The organism is Streptomyces sp. NBC_01788 (genome assembly GCF_035917575.1).
Taxonomy (GTDB): Bacteria; Actinomycetota; Actinomycetes; order Streptomycetales; family Streptomycetaceae; genus Streptomyces.
Genome location: NZ_CP109090.1, coordinates 4598601 through 4616346, shown reverse-complemented (window position 1 = coordinate 4616346; position 17746 = coordinate 4598601). Strand labels below are relative to the sequence as shown.

Genomic DNA, 17746 nt, shown 5'->3' with positions numbered 1-17746 from the left:
CCTGGCCCTGTCGGGCCCGTTTCCCCTGCCCCGTGGTGTTCGCCTGTTCGACGACCTGTACGCACGGGAGTCTAGGCCCTGATAAAGGACGGGTAAGCAACCCGTCACACCGTGGGACGCGGAGGTGGGGTTTTCCCCAGTGGGTGAGGGCGGCCCACCTCATGGCGCCGTCGGCCGCCGCACGGCACGCTGGCCCCTATGACCGCTCGCATTCCCGCCGCCGATCCCGCGGCAGACGGCGCCGAGGACCGGCTGCCGCCGGCCCGTTTCGCCTACGACCTGCCCACCTGGAAGGAGATCACGCATCTGCTGGTGAATCTGCCAGTGTCGCTGTGCGGCTTCGTCTATGTGGTGACGGTGCTGTCGACCGGCAGCGCGCTGACACTCACCGTGATCGGTTTCCCGCTGCTGGCGCTCGGGCTGATGGGCTCGCGGTTGCTGGGCCGGCTGGAGCGGGCGCGTGCGCGTGCGCTGCTCGGGGTGCGGATCGACGAGCCTAGCCCGCTGTCGCAGCACGGCGCGGAGGGACTGGTCGGGCGGATCTGGACGGCGCTGAAGGACCCGGTGGGCTGGCGTTCGTCGCTCTACCACTTCATGCGGATGCCCTGGGGGGTGCTCACCTTCGCGGTGACGATGGTCTCGCTCTTCGTGCTCTGGCCGGTGCTGCCCTTCCTCGCGCGGGGCCTGGCGAACGTGGACCGGGCGATGGTGCGCGGCCTGCTGTCGCCGTCCGACGAGCTGGAGCGGCGGATCGCCGAGCTGGAGTCGGACCGCGGTGTCGTGGTGGACACGGCCGCCGCGGACCTGCGGCGCATCGAGCGGGACCTGCACGACGGGGCGCAGGCCCGGCTGGTCAATCTGGCCATGGGTCTGGGCCTGGCCAAGGAGAAACTGCTGGAAGGCCAGTCGGACGAGCATGTCGCCGCGATGGTCGAGGAGGCGCACGGCGAGGTGAAGCTCGCGCTCCAGGAGCTGCGCGACCTGGCCCGGGGCATCCATCCCGCCGTGCTCACCGACCGGGGCCTGGACGCGGCCCTGTCGGCGGTGGCCTCGCGCTGCACGGTGCCGGTGCAGGTGACGGTCGAGCTGGAGGCGCGTCCGGCCGCGGCCATCGAGGGGATCGCCTACTTCACGGTCTCCGAGCTGCTCCAGAACGTCAGCAAGCACAGCGGGGCACGATCCGCCTCCGTCGACGTCTGGCGGACCGACGACCGACTGCTGATCCAGGTCGGGGACGACGGCCGCGGCGGCGCCCGGCTGGACGGTGGGACGGGCATGCGCGGTCTGGCCGAGCGGCTGGACGCGGTGGACGGCCTGTTCGTCGTCGAGTCGCCGCCGGGCGGTCCGACGACGGTCACGGCGGAGCTGCCGTGGCGGGACCGCACGGACGGGGCGGACCCGGCCGGGTCCGGCGTGGCCGCCTCCGGCAGGGGCGCCCCCGGCCGGAGGTAGGGAAAACCCCCCGCCCAAGACGCCGACGTGCTCCATGGTCCCGCCGGGCGGGCCCGAGCACCCTGGGAGTACGGCGGGACAGCCGCAGGAGACACGGAACGAGGGGACGGGACGACGCCGATGGCCACCCAGTACCGATCGCAGCACGCACCGGGGTACGGGCCCTACAGCGCGGGCGGGTTCCACGACGGTGACACCCGCCGGGAACGGCACCTGCTGCCGGCCGGGCTGCGGGCGCCGTTCGAGGCGCGCAGCTGGCGCGAGTTCGGGTACGTGCTGCTGAACCTGCCGATCGGCATCATGCTGTTCACCTACGCGGTGACGATGGTGTCGCTGGGCGCGGGCCTGCTGGTGACGTTCCTGGGTGTCCCGGTGCTGGCGGCGACGCTCGCCGGCTGCCGCCTGTTCGGTGTGCTGGAGCGGGCGCGGGCGCGCCGGCTGCTCGGCCTGGAGGTGGCCGAGCCGCAGCCGCTGCGGGCGGCGAAGCCGGGCGTCCTGGCCTGGACGGGAGCCCTGCTGAAGAGCGGCGGCTCCTGGCGGGCCCTGCTCTACGCGATCCTGCACTTTCCGTGGGCGGTGTTCTCCTTCACGGTGTCGCTGGTCTTCTGGACGCTGGGCTGGAGCCTGCTGACGTATCCGCTGTGGTTCTGGGTGTTCCCGATGTGGGCCGGTCAGGGCGGGCTCCAGCTCTACGGCGACGGCCGGCACGGCATCTATCTGGACAACCCGTTCGAGATCACGGTGACCGCGCTGGTGGGGCTGCTGTTCACGCTGGCCACGCCGTGGATCGTGCGGGCGCTGACGATGGTGGACCGGGTGCTGGTGCACGGGCTGCTGGGGCCGTCGCGGCTGTCGGCGCGCGTGGTCGAGCTGGAGTCGGACCGTGGGGTCGTGGTGGACACGGCCGCCGCGGACCTGCGGCGCATCGAGCGGGACCTGCACGACGGGGCGCAGGCCCGGCTGGTGGCGCTGGCGATGGACCTGGGGCTGGCCAAGGAGAAGCTGACGGAGGATCCGCAGGCGGCGGCGCGGATGGTGGACGAGGCGCACGGCGAGGTGAAGACCGCGTTGCAGGAGCTGCGGGACCTGGCGCGGGGCATCCACCCGGCCGTGCTCACCGACCGGGGCCTGGACGCGGCCCTGTCGGCGGTGGCCTCGCGCTGCACGGTGCCGGTGCGGGTGGAGGTCGATCTGGACGAGCGGCCGGCGGCGGCCATCGAGGGCATCGCGTACTTCACGGTCTCCGAGCTGCTCCAGAACGTGAGCAAGCACAGCGGGGCGCGGTCCGCCTCGGTGGACGTCTGGCGGGCGGAGGACCGGCTGATGCTCCAGGTCGAGGACGACGGGGTCGGGAACGCGGACGTGTCCAAGGGGTCCGGCCTCGCCGGACTGGCCGAGCGGCTGGACGCGGTGGACGGGATCCTCGTCGTGGACTCGCCGTCCGGGGGCCCCACCCGGGTGACGGCGGAGCTGCCCTGGCGGCGCTGAGCACCCACGAAGTCCTCCGATGACGGCCTGCCGTCGCGTCCACTCCGGTCGCGGCGGCAGGCCGAAACATTTGGTCGCCTCCCTACACTTCCCCTGGCCCGGGCGCGGCGCGTTCCGAATACTGGAATGCTGGACCGTGTCGCACGGAAGGCCGTGGGGCGAGGCTGGGGGGCCGAGGATCATGGAGGACAGGGTGCGGGTGGTCATCGCCGAGGATTCAGTGCTGCTCAGGGAGGGCCTGACCCGGCTGCTGACCGACCGCGGACACGAGGTCGTGGCGGGCGTCGGGGACGCCCAGGCGCTGATCAAGACCATCGCGGAGCTGCACGACCAGCAGGCGCTGCCGGATGTCGTCGTGGCGGACGTGCGCATGCCGCCGACGCACACCGACGAGGGGGTCAGGGCCGCGGTGCAGCTGCGCAAGGCGCACCCCGAGCTGGGCGTGCTCGTGTTCTCGCAGTACGTGGAGGAGCGGTACGCCACCGAGCTGCTGGCAGGCTCCAGCCGTGGGGTCGGCTATCTGCTCAAGGACCGTGTGGCCGAGGTGCGCGAGTTCGTGGACGCGGTGGTCCGGGTGGCCGAGGGCGGTACGGCCCTGGACCCGGAGGTCGTCGCCCAGTTGCTCGGCCGCAGCCGCAAGCAGGACGTGCTGGCCGGGCTCACCCCGCGGGAGCGGGAGGTGCTGGGGCTGATGGCCGAGGGGCGGACGAACTCGGCGATCGCCCGGCAGCTCGTGGTGAGCGACGGCGCGGTCGAGAAGCACGTCAGCAACATCTTCCTCAAGCTCGGACTGTCCCAAAGTGATGGGGATCACCGGCGTGTTCTGGCCGTGCTCACCTATCTGAACTCGTGATCGTCCGACACTGTCTCGAAGTCTGCGAGCCGTCTCATCGGCACGTCCAGCATGCGAACGATGCCAGGAAGGCGACCCTCGCGGTCGTAGGGTTGAAGCCGGGAAGGTCTTCGGGAAGGCCGCTCCCACACAGCAGCCTCGAAGGAGGTCCAGTTCAGTGACCAGCCAGGTCAGCAGTCCAGCGGAGCAGGCCGATGGTGCCGTCGTAGGAGAGCAGCGCAGGGCGGCCGGGACGAAGGACGTCCGCCGCCTGGACCGGGTGATCATCCGGTTCGCCGGTGACTCGGGTGACGGTATGCAGCTCACCGGTGACCGCTTCACCTCGGAGACGGCGACGTTCGGGAACGATCTGTCGACGCTGCCGAACTTCCCGGCCGAGATCCGGGCCCCCGCAGGAACCCTGCCGGGTGTGTCCTCCTTCCAGCTGCACTTCGCCGACCACGACATCCTGACCCCCGGGGACGCGCCGAACGTGCTGGTCGCGATGAACCCGGCCGCGCTGAAGGCCAACGTCGGCGACCTGCCGCGCGGCGCGGAGATCATCGTCAACACCGACGAGTTCACCAAGCGCGCGATGCAGAAGGTCGGCTACGACGCCTCTCCGCTGGAGGACGGCTCGCTGGACGGCTACCACCTGCACCCGGTGCCGCTGACCACCCTGACGGTCGAGGCCCTCAAGGAGTTCGACCTGTCCCGCAAGGAGGCCGAGCGCAGCAAGAACATGTTCGCGCTGGGCCTGCTGAGCTGGATGTACCACCGGCCCACGGAGGGCACGGAGAAGTTCCTGCGGACGAAGTTCGCCCGGAAGCCGGACATCGCGGCGGCGAACATCGCCGCGTTCCGCGCGGGCTGGAACTTCGGTGAGACGACGGAGGACTTCGCGGTCTCCTACGAGGTCGCCCCGGCCTCCAAGGCCTTCCCCGTCGGCACGTACCGCAACATCTCCGGGAACCTGGCCCTGGCGTACGGCCTGGTGGCGGCCTCCCGCCAGGCGGACCTGCCGCTGTACCTGGGCTCCTACCCGATCACCCCGGCCTCGGACATCCTGCACGAGCTGTCCAAGCACAAGAACTTCGGTGTGCGGACCTTCCAGGCCGAGGACGAGATCGCGGGCATCGGCGCCGCCCTCGGGGCCGCCTTCGGCGGGTCCCTCGCGGTGACCACCACCTCCGGCCCCGGCGTGGCGCTCAAGAGCGAGACGATCGGCCTCGCGGTGTCGCTGGAGCTGCCGCTGCTGGTGGTGGACATCCAGCGCGGCGGGCCGTCCACCGGCCTGCCCACCAAGACCGAGCAGGCGGACCTGCTGCAGGCGATGTACGGCCGCAACGGCGAGGCGCCGGTCCCGGTCGTCGCCCCGTGCACCCCGGCGGACTGCTTCGACGCCGCCCTGGAGGCGGCCCGGATCGCGCTGACCTACCGCACCCCGGTCTTCCTGCTCTCCGACGGCTACCTCGCCAACGGCTCCGAACCCTGGCGCATCCCCGAGCCGGACGAACTGCCCGACCTGCGCGTGCAGTTCGCGCAGGGCCCCAACCACACCACGGCCGACGGCACCGAGGTGTTCTGGCCCTACAAGCGCGACCCCAAGACCCTGGCCCGCCCGTGGGCGGTCCCGGGCACGCCGGGCCTGGAGCACCGCATCGGCGGCATCGAGAAGCAGGACGGCACCGGCAACATCTCCTACGACCCCGCCAACCACGACTTCATGGTCCGCACCCGGCAGGCCAAGATCGACGGCATCGAGGTCCCGGACATCGAGGTCGACGACCCGGACGGCGCGCACACCCTCGTCCTGGGCTGGGGCTCCACCTACGGGCCCATCACGGCGGCGGTGCGCCGGCTGCGCGCGGCCGGGGAGTCCATCGCGCAGGCCCACCTGCGCCATCTCAACCCCTTCCCGAAGAACCTCGGCGCGGTCCTGACGGGCTACGACAAGGTGGTGATCCCCGAGATGAACCTCGGTCAGCTCGCCACCCTGGTCCGGGCGAAGTACCTGGTGGACGCGCACTCGTACAACCAGGTCAACGGTATGCCGTTCAAGGCGGAACAGCTCGCCACGGCTCTCAAGGAGGCCATCGATGGCTGAGACGTCCACGGAAGGCACGGGCACGGCCGAAGCGCTCTCCCTGGTGCCGAAGGCCCAGGCCCGGCAGTCCATGAAGGACTTCAAGTCCGACCAGGAAGTGCGCTGGTGCCCCGGCTGCGGCGACTACGCGATCCTCGCGGCCGTCCAGGGCTTCATGCCGGAACTGGGGCTGGCCAGGGAGAACATCGTCTTCGTCTCCGGCATCGGCTGCTCCTCCCGCTTCCCGTACTACATGAACACCTACGGGATGCACTCCATCCACGGCCGCGCCCCCGCCATCGCCACCGGCCTGGCCACCTCGCGCCGCGACCTGTCGGTGTGGGTCGTCACCGGTGACGGCGACGCGCTGTCCATCGGCGGCAACCACCTCATCCACGCCCTGCGCCGCAACGTCAACCTCAAGATCCTGCTGTTCAACAACCGGATCTACGGCCTGACCAAGGGCCAGTACAGCCCGACGTCCGAGATCGGCAAGATCACCAAGTCGACGCCGATGGGCTCCCTCGACGCCCCCTTCAACCCGGTCTCCCTCGCCATCGGCGCCGAGGCGTCCTTCGTCGCCCGCACCATCGACTCCGACCGCAAGCACCTCACCGAGGTGCTGCGCCAGGCCGCCGCCCACCCGGGCACCGCGCTGATCGAGATCTACCAGAACTGCAACATCTTCAACGACGGCGCCTTCGACGCCCTCAAGGACCGCCAGCAGGCCCAGGAAGCGCTGATCCGCCTGGAGCACGGGCAGCCGATCCGTTTCGGGGCTGGGGGCACCTCCCGCTCGAGCGAAGCCGAGAGTGGGGGAGGCGAGCGCGGCGTGGTCCGGGACGCGCGCACCGGCGACCTGTGCGTCGTGGACGTCACCCCGGCCAACGAGTCCGAGATCCTCGTCCACGACGCGCACGCGGCCTCCCCGACCACGGCGTTCGCACTGTCCCGGCTGGCCGACCCCGACACCCTCCACCACACCCCGATCGGTGTCTTCCGGTCCGTCGACCGCCCGGTCTACGACACCGCGATGGCCGACCAGCTCGACGCGGCGATCGAGCAGCGGGGCAAGGGCGACCTGGCCGCGCTGCTGGCCGGCGGGGACACCTGGACGGTCGTCGGCTGAGCTGCCCCTTCCGACTGCTCGGACTGCTCAGGCTGTTCCGGCTGTTCCGGCTCACGAGGCCCGGGTCCGCGCGACCCGGGCCTCGCCTCATGCCCGGCGGGCCCTGTCCTGTGCCCGCCGGGCCTCGTCGTACGTCCGCCGGGCCTGCTCGACGTCCGCCATGCGCTCCTGGGTCCACAGCGCGAGCGTCCGAACCTGCTCGGCGGCCTCCCGGCCGAGGCCGGTGAGGGAGTAGTCGACCCGGGGCGGGATCACCGGCTTGGCGTCGCGGTGGACGAGCCCGTCGCGCTCCAGGGTCTTCAGCGTCTGGGTGAGCATCTTCTCGCTGACGCCCGCCCCGCTGACCCGGCCCACGGCGCGACGCAGCTCGCTGAAGCGGTGGGGCCGCTCCAGCAGCTCGATCAGCACGAGGACGCCCCACCGGCTGGTGACGTGCTCCAGGACCAGCCGGTACGGGCACATCGCCGCGTCGGCGACGTCGCCCCTCGCCGCACCTCTCGCATCCACTCCTGCACTTACCGCACTTACCGCCATGCCAGTACCTTACTTCAAAGTGGGTACTTTCGAAGAGATAGCGCTTCTCCTAGCGTGGGGGGCACAGGCACCCCCACAAGGAGACTTCCGTCATGAGCATCGTCGTCACCGGAGCCACCGGGCACCTCGGCCGCCACGTCGTGGAACAACTGCTGGAGAAGGTTCCGGCCGACCAGGTCGTCGCTGTCGTACGCAGCCCCGAGAAGGCCGCGGACCTCGCCGAGCGCGGCGCGCGGATCGCGGTCGCCGACTACAACGCGCCCGAGACCTTCGAGGGCCTGTTCTCGGCCGGCGACAAGGTCCTGCTGATCTCCGGCAACGAGTTCGACAAGGGCCGGGTCCGGCAGCACCGGGTCGTCATCGACGCGGCCCGGGCCGCCGGTGTGGCGCTGCTCGCCTACACCAGCGCCCCCGGCTCCCTGAAGGCCTCCCTCGCCGACGACCACCGCGGCACCGAGGAGGCGCTGCTGGCCTCCGGGGTGCCCTACGTGCTGCTGCGCAACGGCTGGTACCACGAGAACTACACCGAGCAGCTCGCCCCCGTCCTGGAGCACGGCGCCGTCGTGCACGCCGCCGGCGAGGGTCGCATCTCCTCCGCTTCGCGCGCCGAGTACGCGGCCGCCGCCGTCGCCGTCCTGACCGGGGAGGGCCACGAGAACCGGACGTACGAGCTGGGCGGGGACGAGGCGTGGAGCCTCGCCGAGTACGCCGCCGAGCTGAGCCGGCAGACCGGCAGGACGATCACGTCCAACCCGGTCACCGTCGAGGAGTTCGCGGGCGTCCTGGCCGGCGCGGGGCTGCCCGGGCCGATCGCCGCGATCCTGGCGGGCGTGGACGCCTCCATCGAGAAGGGCGAGCTGGTGGTCACCTCCGGCGACCTCTCCCGTCTGATCGGCCGCCACACCAGCCCGGTCTCGGAGGCGATCACCGCGGCGCTGGAGGACTGAGCGACGCGGGAGAAACCGTAACCCGCCCGTCATGACCGTTCAGCAAGACGGACATGACAGGCGGGGGCGCGTGGCGCTACCTTCTTTGATGCCCGCCGCACGGTACGCGGCCGGGCGTGAAGGAGGAACCAGTGAGCGAGCAGCCGAGTGGCGAGCGGCGCACAGGACTGCTGAACGGCATCGCCGCCTACGGGATGTGGGGCCTCGTCCCCATCTTCTGGCCGCTGCTCAAACCCGCCGGGGCGATCGAGATCCTCGCGCACCGCATGGTGTGGTCCCTCGCCTTCGTCGCCGTCGCCCTGCTCGTCGTACGCCGCTGGGCCTGGGCCGGCGAACTGCTGCGCCAGCCGCGCAGGCTGGCCCTCGTCGTGATCGCCGCCGCGGTGATCACCGTCAACTGGGGCGTCTACATCTGGTCCGTCAACAGCGGGCACGTGGTGGAGGCCTCCCTCGGCTACTTCATCAACCCGCTGGTCACCATCGCGATGGGCGTGCTGCTCCTCAAGGAGCGGCTGCGGCCCGTGCAGTGGGCGGCGGTCGGCACCGGCGCCGCCTCCGTCGTCGTGCTCACCATCGGCTACGGCCGCCCGCCGTGGATCTCCCTCTGCCTCGCCTTCTCCTTCGCCACCTACGGCCTGGTGAAGAAGAAGGTCAACCTGGGCGGCATCGAGTCGCTGACCGCCGAGACCGCGGTCCAGTTCCTGCCCGCTCTGGCCTATCTGCTGTGGCTGGGCGCCCACGGCACCTCGACATTCGCCGCGGAGGGCGCCGGGCACGCCGCCCTGCTCGCCTCCACCGGCATCGTGACCGCGCTGCCGCTGGTCTGCTTCGGCGCGGCGGCGATACGAGTGCCGCTGTCCACGCTCGGCCTGCTCCAGTACATGGCCCCGGTCTTCCAGTTCCTGCTCGGCGTCGCCTACTTCCACGAGTCCATGCCGGCCGAGCGCTGGGCCGGCTTCGCCCTGGTCTGGCTGGCCCTGACCATGCTGACCTGGGACGGCCTGCGCACGGCCCGGCGGGCGGCGCGGGACAGGGCCCGGCTAGCCGCCCCCAGGACCGCGCCGACGGCGACGGCGACGGCCGACCCGGTGGACGCGTAGCCGCTGCCGCGGACGCCGGCCGAGGAACGGGATCGCATTCCATCCCGCCCTCGAATCCGGTGAGTTCCAGCGCCCGGACGGGCCCGCGCATATAACTGGTCGCATGACTCGGACACCCACGGACGACGCGCCCGCCCCGCTGCACTGGAAGCTCGTCATCGACGCCACCGACCCGCACGCGCAGGCCGACTTCTGGGCCGCCGCGCTGCACTACGAGGTGGAGGACAACAGCGCACTGGTCGAACGGCTGGTGGAGCTCGGGGCGCTGCCGGGCGGGGCCACCGTCGAGTTCCACGGCCGCCCGGCCTTCCGGGACCTGATCGGCGTACGGCACCCCGACGACCCGTACGACAAGGAACGCGGCACCGGTCTGGGGAGGCGGCTGCTGTTCCAGCGGGTGCCGGAGACCAAGGCCGGCAAGAACCGGCTCCACCTCGACCTGCACCCCGGCGAGGACCGGCGCACGGACGAGGTGGAACGGCTGACGGAGCTCGGCGCGCGCGTGCTGCGGCACGTCCGGGAGCCCGCCGGGGAGTGGGTGGTCATGGAGGATCCGGAGGGCAACGTCTTCTGCGTGGCGTAGGACGCCGGATCAGCCGGTGGACGGCCGGGACGCGGTGCGGGCCCGTTCGGCCAGGCGGCCCATGCGGACGCGGGCGGACTCCAGTTGTTCGATGTCGTCGGCGGCGGGACCGTCCTCGGCGGTGAGTTCGGTCCACAGGCCGATCAGGTCGCGGCCGAGCCGCAGGCCCTGCTCGGGGTCGCGTACCGCGCGCCAGGCGGCGCTCGCGCTCTGCACGTCGCCGTAGGCCGCCTCCGTGTCCCCGGCGTGGTGACGGATGCGGGCGAGGCCGAGGGAGATGCCGAAGGAGCGAAGCGGGTCGCCCGCCAGGTAGGCGATGTAGGCGGTGAGTTCGCGCAGCCGCAGCACCTCGGGGTGCTCCGGGCCGAGCGTGCCGGACGCCTCCGCGACGGTGCGTCCGGCCAGGGCCGCCGCCTCCTCGATCCGGCCCTCCTTCACGGCCTCGTTGACCCGCGCCAGGGGTTCGGCGAGCAGGACGACGCCCGCCTCACCGGCCGCGGTCCTGGGATCCTCCCCGAGCACCGCCTCGGCCACGGCGTCGAACCCGCGGGCGGGGGTGGGGGTGGGCCCGAGGTCGTCCGGACGGAATTCGGCCGGGTGGGGTTCGGCCGGGTCCGGGGCCGGGTGCTGGTGCTGCCGGCGGGAAGGCGCGGGGGCCTCGGGGGCGGCGGGGGCAAGGGCTTGATCGACAGGCACCGAAGCCCCGCCGACGGGCGCAGGCGCGCCGAGGGCGGCGGGGGCCGCGTCGGCGGGTGCCGGAGCCCCGTCGGCAGGCGTGGGCGGTTCCGGTTGTGCGTTCTCGTCGGCCGGGGGCGCGTCCATCACCGGGGGTGGGCCGAACACCCCCGTGGGGACGGCGGCCGTACCGAAGGGCGTGTCACCCGCCGGTTCCGGCACGGTCCGCAGCACGAACGTGGGTGCCGCGGGTGACTCGGGCACCGCCCGCGGTGGGAGAGCGGGCGCACTCTCACCGGGCGCGTCGGCCGGCGGGTCCGGCGGTGCCGTGTGCTGAGGTTCCGCCGTGAACGTGCTGGAGCCGTCGGGGTGGACCTGGAGGTGAACGACGTAGCCGATGCGCTCGTCGGCGACCGTGGCGAGGACGGCGTGGCCGCGGGCGAGGGCGATGCGGTGGAGGTGGTTCAGGACGGCCCGCTGGATCACCTCGCCGGGAGCCGGACGGACCGGTACACCGCCGACCGAGGCCCCGGGGCCGTCCGCCGGCACATGGACGGCGACCGGCGTCGCCACGGGAGCCGCCGGCCGCACGGCGCGCTCGTGTTCCCGCTTCTTCCCGCGGCTCAGTCGAGACATCGGTTCCCTCACTCGGATGAGTGCCATCCGGTCGTTCGCTTACGTTCGAGTCTCTCCGCCCGCCTGCCCTCCCCGCGTCACCGCGACGTCACAGACTCGCACCAGGAACCGCACTCCTGTGACGCGGGTAACGTTCCGCGGGCGACGATCGTCGGAACGACACGGAAGAGGGACGGGCATGCGGCCAGGCGTGCGACAGGGGCCGGAGATCTGGATTCGCGGACCGGTGACCGACGCCACCGCCAAGCCCGGCGGGTGGGAGGGCGGACCCGAGCGGCCCGTCGGCCGGCTCGTCACGCTCCGCCGCTTCTCCTGGCTGGCCACCCATGGCGGCGCGGGCACGACCACGCTCGCGGCGGTCTACGGCGGTCACGACTGCGGACGCGGCTGGCCTGGGCCGGGGGAACCGGAGTCGGTGCTGCTGGTCGCCAGGACCCACGCGGCCGGACTGGACGCCGTCGTCCGGGCCCTGGAGGTCTTCCGCAGGGGCGAGGCACCCGCCGGGCTCGACCTGGACGCCGTGGTGCTCGTCGCCGACGCGCCGGGACGGCTGCCGCGACGGCTCGCCCAGCGGGTGAAGCCGATCGAGTCCGTGATCGACGTCTACCGCGTCCCGTGGGTGGAGGCCTGGCGGCTGGGCGACCTGGGCGGAGCGCCGCCGCGCGAGAGCGAGCCGCTGGCCCGGCTCACCGGGGCGGGAACCGCGCGGGCGGGGACCGTGGGGGCGGCGGCTACGCCGTGATGTCCTTCGCCGTGAACCGCGCCCAGGCCGCCGAGCCGAACACCGCCGCGTACAGGGCCTGCAACTCCAGGTTCTTCACCAGGCCGTCCCAGTAGACCGGCTCGCGCATGAGGTCGGCGAAGGACAGCCAGTAGTGCGGGAAGAGGTACGGCTGGATCGCGTGCAGCTGGGGTATCTGGTCGAGGATCTGAACGGTGATCAGCAGGCCCACGGTCGTGGCCATCGCCGCGATCCCGCTGTTGGTCAGCGTCGACACGAAGAGCCCGAGGGCGGCCAGCCCGACCAGGGACGCGGCGACGACGAGGGCGATCAGCAGGGCCCGGCCCAGTCCGTCGGCGAAGCTGATCCGCGTGCCGGAGATGGTCGTCAGATCGCCGAGCGGGAACAGCAGCGCGCCCACGAGGAGCGCCGAGACGGCGACCACCAGGGTGGCGACCAGGCAGAAGGCCATCGTGGTGGCGTACTTGGCGAGGAGCAGGCGGGTGCGGCCGGCGGGGGCGACCAGCAGATAGCGCAACGTGCCCGCGTTCGCCTCCCCGGCGACGGCGTCACCCGCGATCACGCCCACGGCCATCGGCAGGAAGAACGGCAGGGTGGCGGCCAGTGCGGTGAAGACCAGGAACAGTCCGTTGTTGGTGACCTGCGCGATGAACGCGGGTCCCTCGCCGCCCCCACCGCCACCACCGACGGACCTGCCGTCCCTCGTCTCGATCCTGACGGCCACCCCGACCAGGACCGGTACCCCGGCCAGCACGCCCAGCAGCGCGAGGGTGCGCCAGCGCCGGAAGGTGGTCACCAGCTCGCTGCGCAGCAGCCCGAAGGTCCACAGCGGACCGGGGGCGCGGACGGCCGTGTCCGCGGCGCGTTCCGGTGAGACCTCAGCCCGCGACATCGAAGCCCTCCCCTGTGAGGGCGACGAACGCGTCCTCCAGCGAGGCCCGTTCGACGCCGAAGCCGCGTACGCGCACGCCCGCCGTCACCAGCGCGGCGTTCACGTCGGCGAGGTCCCGCTCCGGCGGGTCGCCGGTCACCCGGTCCTCGCCCACGGTGATGTCGGCGACGCCCTGTTCCTTCAGCACCCGGGCCGCCTCCCCCGTGTCGGGCGTGGTCACCGCCAGCCGGCCGCGTGCTCCGGCGGCCAGTTCCGCCACGGCGCCCTGGGTGATCAGCCGGCCCTGTGCCATGACCGCCGCGTGGGTGCACACCTGCTCGATCTCGTCCAGCAGATGGGAGGAGAGGAAGACGGTCGTGCCGTCGGAGGCCAGCTCCCGGACCAGCGAGCGGATCTCGCGCATGCCCTGCGGGTCGAGGCCGTTGGTCGGCTCGTCCAGGACGAGCAGTCTGCGCGGCTGGAGCAGCGCGGCGGCCAGCCCCAGGCGCTGTTTCATGCCCAGGGAGTAGGCATTGGCCTTCTTGCCCGCCGCGGCCGTCAGGCCCACCCGGTCCAGGGCGGCCGCGACCCGCGCGCGCCGGGTGCGGGGGTCGGCGGTCGGGTCGGCGGCGTCGTAGCGCAGCAGGTTGTCCCGGCCGGAGAGGAAGCCGTACAGGGCGGGGCCCTCGATGAGGGCGCCGACCTGCGGGAGCACGGTGCGCGAGGACCGGGGCATGGGGCGCCCCAGTACCCGCGCCGTGCCGGAGGTGGGCTCGATGAGCCCCATCAGCATGCGGATGGTGGTGGTCTTGCCGGAGCCGTTGGGGCCGAGGAAGCCGAAGACGCTGCCCGCCGGGACGGTCAGGTCGAGACCGTCGACGGCGAGCTGTCCGCCGCGGTACCGCTTGGTGAGCCCGCGCGTGTGGATGACGCCGTCATCCGTTTCGTCCATCGGCTCCCTCGATCCCTCGTGCCCCGGCGCGTGCTCACTTCCCGGCGCCGGCCGCCTTCACCAGCGTGTCCTTGGTGACCGCGCCGACGTACACCTTGCCGTTGTCCGTGATCAGCGCGTTGACCAGGCGGGTGGAGAACACCGTGCCCTTGCCGAACGTGCCGCTGACCTGGTCGCCGAGCGAGTCGAGGAAGCCGCCGAGCTCGCCCTTGCCGGCGGACGACGGGATGCCGCCCTTGGTGCCGGTGTCGAACACGGCGATGGAGTTCCAGCCCTTGCCGATGATCTCCGGGCCCTTCTCGGCCAGGCCCTTCTCCTGGGCGCCGGGCTCGTGGAACTGCCGGCCCGGGCCGGCCTTCCGCTCGGCGCCCTGCCCGGCGTGGGTCGCGGCGTCCTTCTCCTCGGTGACCTTCGCGCCCTTGGGCGGGGTGAAGTCGAAGGTCGAGGCGGCGGGCCTGGCGAAGTCGATCCGGGTGAAGCCCGCGTCCACCACGGCGGCGCCGCCGCTCGCCGGGGTGAGCGTGAACTTCAGCGGCAGCCCGGTCTTGGCGTCCACCGCGATGCTGATCGCGCCGACAGTGGTGCCGGAGGCGTGCTTCGGCTCGATGACCAGCCTGTAGGCGTCGCGTCCGGCGACCTGCGCGGTGCCGTCGACCTTCACCGAGGTGGTGTCGTCGACCGACTTCAGGGCCTCGTCGGCGAAGTCCTTGGGTGTGGCGGGGACCTCGTCCCGGTGCTTCCTGCCGCTGTCGGCGGCCGTGCCGTGGAAGACCTCGTTCGACTTGCTGTCGTAGCCCCAGACGTCCTTGCCGTTGTGGATGAGGCTGTACTCGGCGGCGCTCTCGATCAGGGAGACCTTCTGCCGGTCCTCACCGTCGGCGGCGACGCGCAGGGTGTGGGTGCCGGACGCCAGCTCGGGCAGCTTTGACGCCGGGTCGGCCGACGAACCGTCACCGCCCCCCATGGCGCCGGAGGCCAGGCCGCTCTCCAGGCCGCCGAGGTTCGGCAGACCGAGATCGGTGCTGATCTTGACCGTGCCGGACAGCTGCTCGACGTCCGACTTGGCGATTTTCTCTATGAGTTGCTGTGCGGTGATCTTCGGCAGGTCGGGGTCGCCGGACGCGGCGAGTGCCGGGACGAGCCCGATGGTCGCCGCGGCCACCCCCACCACCGTGACCGGGACGACGTAGCGCGCGGCCTTGCGGCGCCCCGCGCGCAGGTCGTCGGCTTCGGATCCGTTCGGTGCCATGTGTGCCCTACCTCCGTCATCGGCGGCGGCTGTCCTGCTGCGCTCGGGTGTCACCCTCAGCCGCCATTCTCACCCAGATCGGTGAGGAGTGGTGTGGTCCGTAGTGTCCATCTGACCAAATCGGCCGGGCGGAAGCGTCAGACCCCGGAGCCAACTCCGTGTACGCCTGCGGTATGACACACAAAGGGCGACGCCTCCCCCACCCCGTAGGGGTAGACCTGGAGAGCGCCGCTCGGAAGGGGCCGCCCGGCGGGTCGTCCGGGCAGGTCGCGGTACCGGACGGGCGTCAGCCGGCCCGGTGCACCACCGCGTCGCACATCTGCAGCAGCGCGGCCTTCGCCTCGCACTCCCGCAGCGGCGCCAGCGCGGCCCGCGCCTCCTTGGCGTAGCGCACGGTGTCCCGGCGGGCCTGCTCCAGCGCCGGGTGCGCGCGCAGCGCCGCCAGCGCCTCCGCGTGCCGCGCGTCGTCGGTCAGGTCGGAGTCCAGCAGCTCGCACAGCGCGATGTCCTCGGGCAGCCCCAGCCGGGCCGCGCGCTCGCGCAGCCTCAGCACCGGCAGCGTGGCGATGCCCTCGCGCAGATCGGTGCCGGGGGTCTTGCCCGACTCGTGCGAGTCGGAGGCGATGTCCAGGACGTCGTCCGCGAGCTGGAAGGCGACGCCCAGCCGCTCGCCGTACTGCGTCAGCACGTCCACGACGGTCTCGTCGGCGCCGGACATCATCGCGCCGAACCGGCACGACACCGCCACCAGCGACCCGGTCTTGCCGCCCAGCACGTCCAGGTAGTGGTCGACCGGGTCCCGGCCGTCCTGCGGGCCCGCCGTCTCCAGGATCTGACCGGTGACCAGCCGTTCGAACGCCAAGGCCTGCACCCGCACGGCCTCCGGGCCGAGGTCGGCGAGGATCTGCGAGGCCCGGGCGAACAGGAAGTCGCCGGTCAGGACCGCGACCGAGTTGCCCCAGCGTGTGTTGGCGCTGGCGACCCCGCGGCGCACGGCGGCCTCGTCCATCACGTCGTCGTGGTACAGCGTGGCCAGATGGGTCAGCTCCACCACCACGGCCGACGGCACGACCCCCGGCGCGTACGGGTCACCGAACTGGGACGCGAGCATCACGAGCAGCGGCCGGAACCGCTTCCCGCCCGCCCTGACGAGGTGCTGCGCGGCCCCCGTGATGAACGGGACCTCGCTCTTGGTGGCTTCGAGCAGCCCTTCCTCGACAGCCGCCAATCCGGCCTGGACATCGGCTTCGAGAGCCTGGTCCCGCACGCTCAGCCCGAATGGCCCGACGACGGTCACGAGGGGTCTCCTGTCTGCTGGTGTCTGCTGGGATTTACACGGTTTGTCGATAGGTCGCTGCCCTCACTCAAGTCAGCGTATCCGGTCACGTTTCGATCACCGATATCGCCCACCTATACGGGCCAGGCCACATCACCCGACGTGACCACCGTCACGCGTCGGCCACATGGCCCATCCACACTCACACCCGAAGTCCGATTCGCCCCTATTGGGGTTTCAATTCTCTTTAGTGGTAATTGCCCTTCGGGCACCCGAACCGTGAGTTGGGTCACTCCACCCTCCCTTCGCACCACCTCTCGCACTCCTTCACATTCCCTTTACGGCCAACGGAGTTGACCTGCGGCGGACGCAAAGGATCAAGCACCACATACGCCCCGACCAAGGTCAAATAGGACGATGTGTGATTCCGCCACTTGTTCGGGACATGTGCCCTCGCATACGTTCCCGGCCATCGGGCGGACGCCGAATCCTGCCGCCGCCCGTAATCCCAACGACCGAATGAACCACGGCAGGAGCGGGGGACCCAGGTAAGCCGCCGGGCCGGGCTCGTACGTCCTACGTCGTACGCAGCGCCGGAACGGCTCGGGGTGAAGCCGTGCCCTTCGGGGCGCGGCCGGGCACCTCCCCGCCCGAACCCGACAGCTCACCTCGCAGGCGACGGAGAGGAATTCCCCCATGCCTGCAAACGGTCAGCGCCGCTCTTCCCGCACCGCCCGCCTCGTCCGCACCCTCGCCGTCACCGGCACGGGCGCAGCCGTCCTCGCCGTGCCGCTGCTCGGCGCGACGACCGCGTCCGCGGCGACCCCGGCCAGGGTCCACACGGCCTCGAGCTTCGGCTACCCGAACAACCTCGACGGCTGGATCCGGGCCTCCCTGGCGGTCATGGCGCAGAAGGGCATCCCGGGCTCCTACAACGGGATCCACCGCAACATCATCCGCGAGTCCTCCGGCAACCCGCGCGCCATCAACCTCTGGGACTCCAACGCCAAGAAGGGCATACCCTCCAAGGGCCTGCTCCAGGTCATCGACCCGACCTTCCGGGCCTACCACGTGAACGGGACGTCCTGGGACATCTACGACCCGATCGCCAACATCACGGCCGCCTGCAACTACGCGGCCAAGCGGTACGGCACCATCGACAACGTTCACGGCGCCTACTGACCGGACCACGGC

The 17746-nt window shown here is 71.8% G+C and carries 16 protein-coding genes and 1 riboswitch; of the genes, 10 read left to right on the top strand and 6 right to left on the bottom strand.

What is annotated here, in order from left to right; genetic code table 11:
* The first annotated feature begins 198 nt into the window (after positions 1–198).
* The 5 genes from OIE49_RS20955 (at position 199) to OIE49_RS20935 (ending at position 6987) form a co-directional block, all read left to right on the top strand.
* Positions 199–1452 (top strand): sensor histidine kinase, encoded by a 1254-nt coding sequence (locus OIE49_RS20955; protein WP_100569700.1) that lies wholly within the window; start codon positions 199–201, stop codon positions 1450–1452.
* A 120-nt stretch (positions 1453–1572) separates the two neighbouring features.
* Positions 1573–2940 (top strand): sensor histidine kinase, encoded by a 1368-nt coding sequence (locus OIE49_RS20950; protein WP_326803640.1) that lies wholly within the window; start codon positions 1573–1575, stop codon positions 2938–2940.
* A 181-nt stretch (positions 2941–3121) separates the two neighbouring features.
* Positions 3122–3793 (top strand): response regulator transcription factor, encoded by a 672-nt coding sequence (locus tag OIE49_RS20945; protein ID WP_100569698.1) that lies wholly within the window; start codon positions 3122–3124, stop codon positions 3791–3793.
* A gap of 157 nt (positions 3794–3950) precedes the next feature.
* On the top strand, positions 3951–5879 hold the full coding sequence (locus OIE49_RS20940) for a 2-oxoacid:acceptor oxidoreductase subunit alpha (RefSeq protein WP_326803639.1): 1929 nt from the start codon (positions 3951–3953) through the stop codon (positions 5877–5879).
* A complete protein-coding gene (locus OIE49_RS20935; RefSeq protein ID WP_326803638.1) occupies positions 5872–6987 on the top strand; it encodes a 2-oxoacid:ferredoxin oxidoreductase subunit beta in 1116 nt (371 codons plus the stop codon). The genes OIE49_RS20940 and OIE49_RS20935 overlap by 8 nt, the downstream gene beginning before the upstream one ends.
* A gap of 87 nt (positions 6988–7074) precedes the next feature.
* Here the strand turns inward: OIE49_RS20935 and OIE49_RS20930 are convergent, their stop codons facing one another.
* Entirely contained in the window at positions 7075–7521 is a 447-nt protein-coding gene (locus tag OIE49_RS20930; protein ID WP_442812263.1) for a winged helix-turn-helix transcriptional regulator, read from the bottom strand.
* A 92-nt stretch (positions 7522–7613) separates the two neighbouring features.
* On the opposite strand from OIE49_RS20930, the gene OIE49_RS20925 reads away from it, so the two are divergent.
* From OIE49_RS20925 to OIE49_RS20915, 3 genes are all read left to right on the top strand, one after another.
* A complete protein-coding gene (locus OIE49_RS20925) occupies positions 7614–8468 on the top strand; it encodes an SDR family oxidoreductase (RefSeq protein WP_326803637.1) in 855 nt (284 codons plus the stop codon).
* A gap of 194 nt (positions 8469–8662) precedes the next feature.
* The gene (rarD, locus tag OIE49_RS20920) at positions 8663–9568 is read left to right on the top strand and encodes an EamA family transporter RarD (RefSeq protein WP_401743692.1); all 906 of its coding nucleotides are present in this window, start codon (positions 8663–8665) and stop codon (positions 9566–9568) included.
* Between the two features lie 103 nt (positions 9569–9671).
* On the top strand, positions 9672–10151 hold the full coding sequence (locus OIE49_RS20915) for a VOC family protein (protein WP_100569692.1): 480 nt from the start codon (positions 9672–9674) through the stop codon (positions 10149–10151).
* A 9-nt stretch (positions 10152–10160) separates the two neighbouring features.
* On the opposite strand, the gene OIE49_RS20910 is transcribed toward OIE49_RS20915, so the two are convergent.
* On the bottom strand, positions 10161–11462 hold the full coding sequence (locus OIE49_RS20910; RefSeq protein WP_326803633.1) for a tetratricopeptide repeat protein: 1302 nt from the start codon (positions 11460–11462) through the stop codon (positions 10161–10163).
* A 178-nt stretch (positions 11463–11640) separates the two neighbouring features.
* Between OIE49_RS20910 and OIE49_RS20905 the strand changes: the two genes are divergently transcribed.
* Positions 11641–12204, top strand: coding sequence for a DUF6668 family protein (locus tag OIE49_RS20905; RefSeq protein ID WP_326803632.1), 564 nt, complete (start codon positions 11641–11643; stop codon positions 12202–12204).
* Here the strand turns inward: OIE49_RS20905 and OIE49_RS20900 are convergent.
* From OIE49_RS20900 to OIE49_RS20885, 4 genes are all read right to left on the bottom strand, one after another.
* Entirely contained in the window at positions 12194–13096 is a 903-nt protein-coding gene (locus OIE49_RS20900) for an ABC transporter permease (protein WP_326803631.1), read from the bottom strand. The two genes, OIE49_RS20905 and OIE49_RS20900, sit on opposite strands and share 11 nt — an antisense overlap.
* The gene (locus OIE49_RS20895; protein WP_326803630.1) at positions 13083–14027 is read right to left on the bottom strand and encodes an ABC transporter ATP-binding protein; all 945 of its coding nucleotides are present in this window, start codon (positions 14025–14027) and stop codon (positions 13083–13085) included. Before OIE49_RS20895 ends, OIE49_RS20900 begins: the two co-directional genes overlap by 14 nt.
* Before the next feature lie 34 nt (positions 14028–14061).
* Entirely contained in the window at positions 14062–15276 is a 1215-nt protein-coding gene (locus OIE49_RS20890; protein WP_326803629.1) for a LolA family protein, read from the bottom strand.
* Between the two features lie 286 nt (positions 15277–15562).
* Positions 15563–16573 (bottom strand): polyprenyl synthetase family protein, encoded by a 1011-nt coding sequence (locus tag OIE49_RS20885; protein ID WP_100569686.1) that lies wholly within the window; start codon positions 16571–16573, stop codon positions 15563–15565.
* A gap of 482 nt (positions 16574–17055) precedes the next feature.
* Positions 17056–17243, top strand: a riboswitch (cyclic di-AMP (ydaO/yuaA leader).
* A 5-nt stretch (positions 17244–17248) separates the two neighbouring features.
* On the opposite strand from OIE49_RS20885, the gene OIE49_RS20880 reads away from it, so the two are divergent.
* On the top strand, positions 17249–17734 hold the full coding sequence (locus OIE49_RS20880) for a transglycosylase SLT domain-containing protein (RefSeq protein ID WP_326803627.1): 486 nt from the start codon (positions 17249–17251) through the stop codon (positions 17732–17734).
* Positions 17735–17746: the final 12 nt, after the last annotated feature.